Annotated in this window: 6 protein-coding genes; 5 read left to right on the forward strand and 1 reads right to left on the reverse strand. The window is 70.5% G+C overall.

Annotated elements, in window-relative coordinates; genetic code table 11:
- The first annotated feature begins 11 nt into the window (after positions 1-11).
- Genes RMO85_RS04370 through RMO85_RS04380 form a run of 3 tightly spaced genes read left to right on the forward strand, consistent with a single transcriptional unit; the run spans position 12 to position 2,553 of the window.
- Entirely contained in the window at positions 12-917 is a 906-nt protein-coding gene (locus tag RMO85_RS04370; RefSeq protein WP_397203089.1) for an ABC transporter substrate-binding protein, read from the forward strand.
- Positions 917-1,780 carry an amino acid ABC transporter permease gene (locus RMO85_RS04375; protein WP_310526706.1) on the forward strand — a complete coding sequence of 288 codons (864 nt, stop codon included), beginning with the start codon at positions 917-919 and terminating at the stop codon, positions 1,778-1,780. Before RMO85_RS04370 ends, RMO85_RS04375 begins: the two co-directional genes overlap by 1 nt.
- A 41-nt stretch (positions 1,781-1,821) precedes the next feature.
- Positions 1,822-2,553 (forward strand): amino acid ABC transporter ATP-binding protein, encoded by a 732-nt coding sequence (locus RMO85_RS04380; RefSeq protein ID WP_310526708.1) that lies wholly within the window; start codon positions 1,822-1,824, stop codon positions 2,551-2,553.
- 3 nt (positions 2,554-2,556) lie between these two features.
- On the opposite strand, the gene RMO85_RS04385 is transcribed toward RMO85_RS04380, so the two are convergent.
- Entirely contained in the window at positions 2,557-3,186 is a 630-nt protein-coding gene (locus tag RMO85_RS04385) for a TIGR03085 family metal-binding protein (protein ID WP_310526710.1), read from the reverse strand.
- A gap of 23 nt (positions 3,187-3,209) precedes the next feature.
- Here RMO85_RS04385 and RMO85_RS04390 point away from each other — a divergent pair, with 23 nt between their 5' ends.
- Both RMO85_RS04390 and RMO85_RS04395 read left to right on the forward strand, forming a co-directional pair.
- Entirely contained in the window at positions 3,210-5,000 is a 1,791-nt protein-coding gene (locus tag RMO85_RS04390; RefSeq protein WP_397203087.1) for an ABC transporter ATP-binding protein, read from the forward strand.
- Positions 5,001-5,064: 64 nt separating this feature from the next.
- Positions 5,065-6,597 (forward strand): ABC transporter ATP-binding protein (locus tag RMO85_RS04395; RefSeq protein WP_310526713.1); only part of this gene is annotated, 1,533 nt, incomplete at its 3' end.

A 6,597-nucleotide genomic window follows, 5' to 3' on the forward strand; every position in this document is an offset into this window, starting at 1 on the left:
ACGATTCGTGCATGCGCACGATCTCCCGCACCCTCGCCGCCACCGCTCCCCTCGCCGTCCTCCTCGTTCTCGGAGCTGCCCTGACCGCGTGCGGCGCGCCGCGCGACGAGGCCGACGACGCCTCGGGCACGGCCAGTGACACGTCCTCGGAGACCTCCTCGGCCGACGCCTGCGCCAAGGACAGCCTGCAGACGCTCACAGCCGGCACCCTGACCATCGGCACCGACTCGCCGGCCTACGAGCCGTGGTTCGTCGACGACGACCCGACCAACGGTCAGGGCTACGAGTCCGCCGTGGCCTTCGCCATCGCCGAGCAACTGGGCTACTCCACCGACGAGGTCACGTGGGTCACCGTGCCGTTCAACGCCGTCGTCAGCCCGGGAGAGAAGAAGTTCGACTTCGACGTCAACCAGGTCTCCATCACCGAGCAGCGCCGCAAGGCCGTCGACTTCTCCAGCGGCTACTACGACGTCCGCCAGACCGTGATCACCAACGCTGGCAGCGCCATCGACGGCGCCACCTCGATCGCCGATCTCGCCGACGCCAGGCTCGGCGCGCAGGTGGGCACCACGAGCTACACCGCGATCACCGAGACGATCGGCACGTCCGAGCAGCCGGCCGCGTTCGACACCAACGACCAGGCGGTGCAGTCGCTCAAGAACGGCCAGATCGACGGCATCGTCGTCGACCTGCCCACGGCCTACTACATGACCGCCGTCCAGCTCGACAAGGGCAAGATCGTCGGCCAGCTGCCGCTGCCCGACGGCGACGTCGAGCAGTTCGGCGCCGTGCTCGACAAGGACAGCCCGCTCACCGACTGCGTCAGCCAGGCCGTCGACGCGTTGCGTGCTGACGGCACCCTCGACCAGATCGCGTCCGAGTGGCTGGAGCAGCAGGGCGCTCCCGAGCTCTCCTGATGCGCACGGAGGTCAAGGACTGGCAGCCCTCCGCGATCCAGCTCGAGCGCGAGAGCTTCCGCCGTCGCCAGGCCGCGCGCAGCACCGCCGTCGCCGCGGCCAGCACGCTCCTGGTGCTGGGCGTCGTCGGCGGACTCGTCGTGAGCTCACCCGGTTGGGAGCGGGTCCACGAGACCTACTTCGACGCAGGGAAGGCGGTCGACGCGTTCCCGGCCGTGCTCGCCGGGCTCTGGGTGAACGTCAAGATCATGGTGATCTCGGCGATCGCCATCGTGATGCTCAGCCTGACCATCGCGGTGATGCGCACGACCCGCGGCCCGATCGCGTTCCCGCTGCGCCTGCTGGGCACGGTGTACGTCGACGTGTTCCGGGGCCTCCCGCTGCTGCTCGTCATCTTCCTGCTCGGGTTCGGCGGACCCGCCCTGGACCTGTCGGGCCTGCCTCGCAGTGCGCTGTTCTGGGGCTGCGCGTCGCTCGTGCTGTCCTACTCGGCGTACGTCGCTGAGGTCTTCCGTGCCGGCATCGAGTCGGTCCACCAGTCCCAGCGCCTCGCCGGGCGTGCGCTCGGGCTCACCTATGCCCAGACCCTGCGCCACGTCGTGCTCCCGCAGGCCTGGCGGCGCGTGCTGCCCGCGCTGATGAACGACCTCGTCTCGCTGCAGAAGGACTCGGGGCTGATCGCGGTGCTCGGCACGGTCATCGACGCGATCCGCGCGGCGCAGATCGAGACGGCGAAGGACTTCAACTACACGCCGTACGTCGTCGCGGGGTTCCTGTTCATCTGCCTGACCGTGCCGATGGCGCGGCTGACGGACTGGTATGCCCGCAAGCAGGGCTTCCACGGCGCGGGGAGCCTGATGTGAGCGACACAGACGACCGAGGAACGGGCTCACCGCATGGTGACGTGAAGGTCCTGGAGATGTCCGGCGTCCGCAAGGCGTTCGGCCCCAACGTGGTGCTCAACGGTGTCGACTTCACCGTCAGTCGCGGCGAGTGCGTGGTGCTGATCGGCGCCTCCGGCTCGGGCAAGTCGACGCTGCTGCGCTGCGCCAACCTGCTCGAGACGGTCGATGACGGCGTCATCACCTTCGAGGGCGACGACATCACCGACCCGCGGGTCAACGGCGACGAGGTCCGCGCGCGCATGGGCCTGGTCTTCCAGGCCTACAACCTGTTCCCGCACCTGACCGTGCTCGGCAACGTGACGCTGGCGCTGCGCAAGGTGCACGGCGTCGAGGCGACCGAGGCCGAGCAGCGCGGCCTCGCCATGCTCGACCGGGTGGGACTCGCGGAGAAGGCCAGGTCCCGGCCCGACGACCTCTCCGGTGGTCAGCAGCAGCGCGTCGCGATCGCTCGCGCGCTCGTCACCGGTCCGCGCCTGATGCTGCTCGACGAGGTGACCTCGGCCCTGGACCCTGAGCTCGTCGGCGAGGTGCTCGACCTGCTCTCCGACCTCAAGGGCGAGGGCGTGACGATGGTGCTCAACACCCACGAGATGGGCTTCGCCCGTGAGGTGGCCGACACCGTGTGCTTCCTGCACGACGGCGTCATCCACGAGTCCGGCACGCCGGCGCAGGTGATCGGCGACCCGCAGCAGGAGCGCACGCGCGCGTTCCTCTCGCGGATCCGTGCCTGACGCCTACAGGCCCTTGTCGGCAGCCTTCAACGTCGCGATCGCGTCCTCGTTGCCGGTGAACCCGACCTCTGCCTGCTCACGCCCGTAGCAGAACAGGACCAGCTCCGCCGGCAGGCCGGCCACCTCCACGCCGCCCTTGCCCCGGCGCGGCAGGGTGCGAGTTCCGGTGTCCGTACGCCGCAGTGCGACCGGCACGGTGGCTTTGCGCAGCAGCACCCGGCCGACGGTCCTGAGCGGCAGCCACAACGCGTCCTGGTCCTTCGTCGACAGCTCGCGCGGCTCCCAGGCGGGGGCGGCGCGGCGGATGTCCTCATGGTGGATGAACAGCTCGATCCGGTTCGCGAGCCCCTCGTAGGCGGGCACCGAGGCGGGGCTCCAGCGCGGTGGTCGGCGCACGCGCTCGACCAGGTCCGCGTAGTCCCAGTCGCCCACCCGGTCCATCTCCCGGTCGGTGAGGCCCGACAGCGGCGACAGCACGATGCCCGGCGCACCCAGGGCGCTGCCCTCCCGGACGATGAGGTGTGCGAGCAGCTCGCGCGTCGTCCAGTCGCCGCACAGCGTGGGCGCGTCGGGACCGAGCCGCTCGGCGAGGTCGGCCAGGGCGAGTCGCTCACGGCGGGCGAAGGACGTCATGGGTCCGACGGTAGCCTGCGATGGTGAGTGACGACGGGGCAGCGCTGCAGGGCTCGACCACCCGTGAAGGCTTCGCCGTGCTGGGTCACGCGATCAGGCGTGAGCCGGGCATCTTCATGCTCTCGACCCTCGGCTCCGTGCTCTTCGCCGTCCTCACCGTGGCCGACGCCTGGGTCCTCGGCTGGTCCACGGACCACGTCGTCATCCCCGCCTTCGAGACGGGCGAGATCGGCACCGGACTGCTCCTGAGCGTGCTCGCGCTCTTCCTCGGTGTCGCGATCCTGCGCGCGGTCGGCATCGTCGCCCGCCGCCTCGGCGCCGGCATCATGCAGTTCCGCATGCAGGCCCACACCCGGCGGGCCGTGACGAGGCAGTACCTCACGCTGCCGATGGAGTGGCACCAGCGGCACCCGACCGGGCAGTTGCTGTCGAACGCCTACTCCGACGTCGAGGCCGCGTGGGGACCGATCGCGCCGCTGCCGATGGCGCTCGGCACTGTCGTGATGATGGTCATCGCGGTCGTGCAGATGCTGCTCGCTGACGTCGTGCTGGCCATCGTCGGCCTCCTCGTCTTCCCGGCCGTGGTGCTCGCCAACCTCGCCTACCAGCGGCTCGCCTCGCCGCTGATGACGCACGCCCAGGGCCTGCGCGCGGAGATCAGCGAGATCGCCCACGAGTCGTTCGACGGCGCGATGGTGGTCAAGACGCTGGGCCGCGAGGGCGAGGAGACAGATCGCTTCCGCGACAAGGCCAACGTGCTGCGCGACGTCAACATCAAGGCCGGGCGCATCCGGGCCGCCTTCGACCCTACGCTCGCGTCGTTGCCCAACATCGGTGTGCTCGTCGTGCTCGCGGTCGGTGTCTCGCGGGTGTCGAGCGGCGCCACCGACGCCGGCGACGTGGTGACGGTCGCCTACCTCCTGACCATCGTGTCGTTCCCGATCCGGGCGATCGGCTGGCTGCTGGGCGAGTTCCCGCGCAGCGTCGTCGGCTTCCGGCGTACCCAGGCCGTGCTCGCGGCGACCGGCTCCATGGAGTACGGCGCAGCGCGCATCCCCGCCGACGAGCGCGGCGCTCGCCTGGTGGTCGACGGGCTCCACTACGCCTACGACGCCGACGCGCCCCTGCTCAGGGGCGTCACCTTCGACGTCGAGCCCGGCCGAACCGTCGCCGTGGTGGGAGCGACCGCCTCCGGCAAGAGCACCCTGACCTCGCTGATGACCCGCCTGGTCGACCCTGATGCCGGGCGCATCTCGGTCGACGGGCAGGACCTGCGCGACCTGGCCCGGGGTGCGCTGGCCGACGCGGTCGCGCTGGTGCCGCAGACCGCCTTCCTCTTCGACGACACCGTCCGCGGCAACGTGACCCTGGGCGCCGACATCCCGGACGAGGCGGTCTGGGCGGCGCTGCGGGACGCGCAGGCCGACGGCTTCGTCGCCGCGCTCGGCGACGGGCTCAGCACCAGGCTGGGGGAGCGCGGCACGTCGCTGTCCGGAGGCCAGCGGCAACGCATCTCCCTGGCCCGCGCGCTGGTTCGGCGCCCCCGGCTGCTGATCCTCGACGACGCCACCTCCGCCGTCGACCCCGAGGTCGAGGCGCGCATCCTCGCAAGCCTGCGTGCCGGCTCGACCGGCACCACGCTCGTGGTGGTCGCCTACCGCAAGGCCACGATCGGCCTGGCCGACGAGGTGATCCACCTCGACAACGGCACCATCGCCGACCGCGGCACCCACACCGAGCTGCTCGACCGCAGCCGGGACTACGCGCGCCTCGTCAACGCCTACGAGCAGGCCGCCCACGAGGAGCAGGTATGACAACACCCCACGACGTTCCTCTCCTCCGCGTCGCTGCTCCGAACAACGCCGCGGGGACCCCGTCATGAGCACGCTGACGAACAACGCGACCCGGATGGACTCTTGCGAGGACATCGGCGCGCTGGACACCATCCGTCGCGGCGTCGCGATCTCCCCCGAGCTGCGCGAGGGGCTGGGCGTCACCCTGCTGCTCGCCGTGGTGGCGTCCTGCGGGCAGGTCGTCGTGCCCATCGCCGTACAACAGACCCTGGACAAGGGGCTCAACGGTCCGGACGGGCCGCGGCTGTCCTACGTCGTGTGGCTGGGCCTGGCGGCGGCGCTGGCGATCGTGGTGACCAGCCTTGCGTCGTACCTCATGACGACCCGGCTGTTCACGACGTCGGAGCGCGGGCTTGCGACGCTGCGGAGCAAGGCGTTCCGGCACGTGCACGACCTGCCGTTGCTGACCCAGAACACCGAGCGCCGCGGGGCGCTCGTCTCGCGGGTGACCAGCGACGTCGACCAGGTCAGCCAGTTCCTGGTGTTCGGCGGGCTGATCTTCGTGGTCAGCGTCGGCCAGATGCTGGTGGCGACGGTGATCATGGTCATCTACAGCTGGCAGCTCGCGCTGGTCGTGTGGCTCTGCTTCGCGCCGCTGTTCGCCTCGATCCGCTACTTCCAGCGCAAGCTGTCGCAGGCCTACGGCGTGGTCCGGCACCAGGTCGGCGTGCTCCTCGGCGCGATCAGCGAGCCCGTCGTGGGCGCGGCAGTGGTTCGTTCGTACGCCGTCGAGGACCGCACGCAGCGCCGGATCGACACCGCCATCGACGACTTCAAGGTGGCGAGCACGCGGGCCCAGAAGTTCACGGTCGTCTCGTTCTCGCTCGGCGGCATCTCCGCAGGGCTGGCCAACGCCGGCGTGCTGATCGTGGGTGTCCTGCTGGGCTTCACCACCGACATGACCGCGGGCAGGGTGCTGGCGTTCGCCTTCCTGGTGACGCTGTTCGTCGGTCCGGTGCAGATGGGCACGCAGATCCTCACCGACGCGCAGAACGCGATCGTGAGCTGGCGCCGGGTGATCGGCATCCTGGAGACACCGGCGGATCTCGTCGACCCGGGGCCGGACGGCCAGGAGCTGCCGCGCGGCCCCCTCGACATCACCTTCGACGACGTGACCTTCGCCTATCCAGATGGTCCCGACGTGCTCTGCGACGTGTCGATGCACATCGGTGCCGGGACGCGGGTGGCCATCGTCGGGGAGACCGGTTCGGGGAAGTCGACGTTCGCGAAGCTGCTGACGAGGCTGATGGACCCGGGGTCGGGTGCGGTGCTCCTCGACGGCATCGACCTACGGCAGATCGCCCAGCACTCGCTGCGCAGGAGCGTGGTGCTCGTGCCGCAGGAGGGTTTCCTCTTCGACGACTCGATCGCCGCCAACGTGCGCTACGGCAAGCTCGACGCCACCCAGGCGGAGATCTGGGCCTCGGCGGACGAGCTCGGCCTGCGCGACTGGCTCGACGGGCTGCCGCGCGGACTCGCGACCAAGGTGGGCCAGCGCGGGGAGTCGCTCTCGGCCGGCGAGCGACAGCTCGTTGCACTCCTGCGGGCGCACCTGGCC

The organism is Nocardioides sp. (assembly GCF_031422975.1).
Lineage (GTDB): Bacteria > Actinomycetota > Actinomycetes > Propionibacteriales > Nocardioidaceae > Nocardioides.

Coding starts and splice junctions, on each gene's coding strand:
- RMO85_RS04370 (WP_397203089.1), top strand. CDS start 12: ATGCGCACGATCTCCCGCACCCTCGCCGCCACCGCTCCCCTCGCCGTC.
- RMO85_RS04375 (WP_310526706.1), top strand. CDS start 917: ATGCGCACGGAGGTCAAGGACTGGCAGCCCTCCGCGATCCAGCTCGAG.
- RMO85_RS04385 (WP_310526710.1), bottom strand. CDS start 3,186: ATGACGTCCTTCGCCCGCCGTGAGCGACTCGCCCTGGCCGACCTCGCC.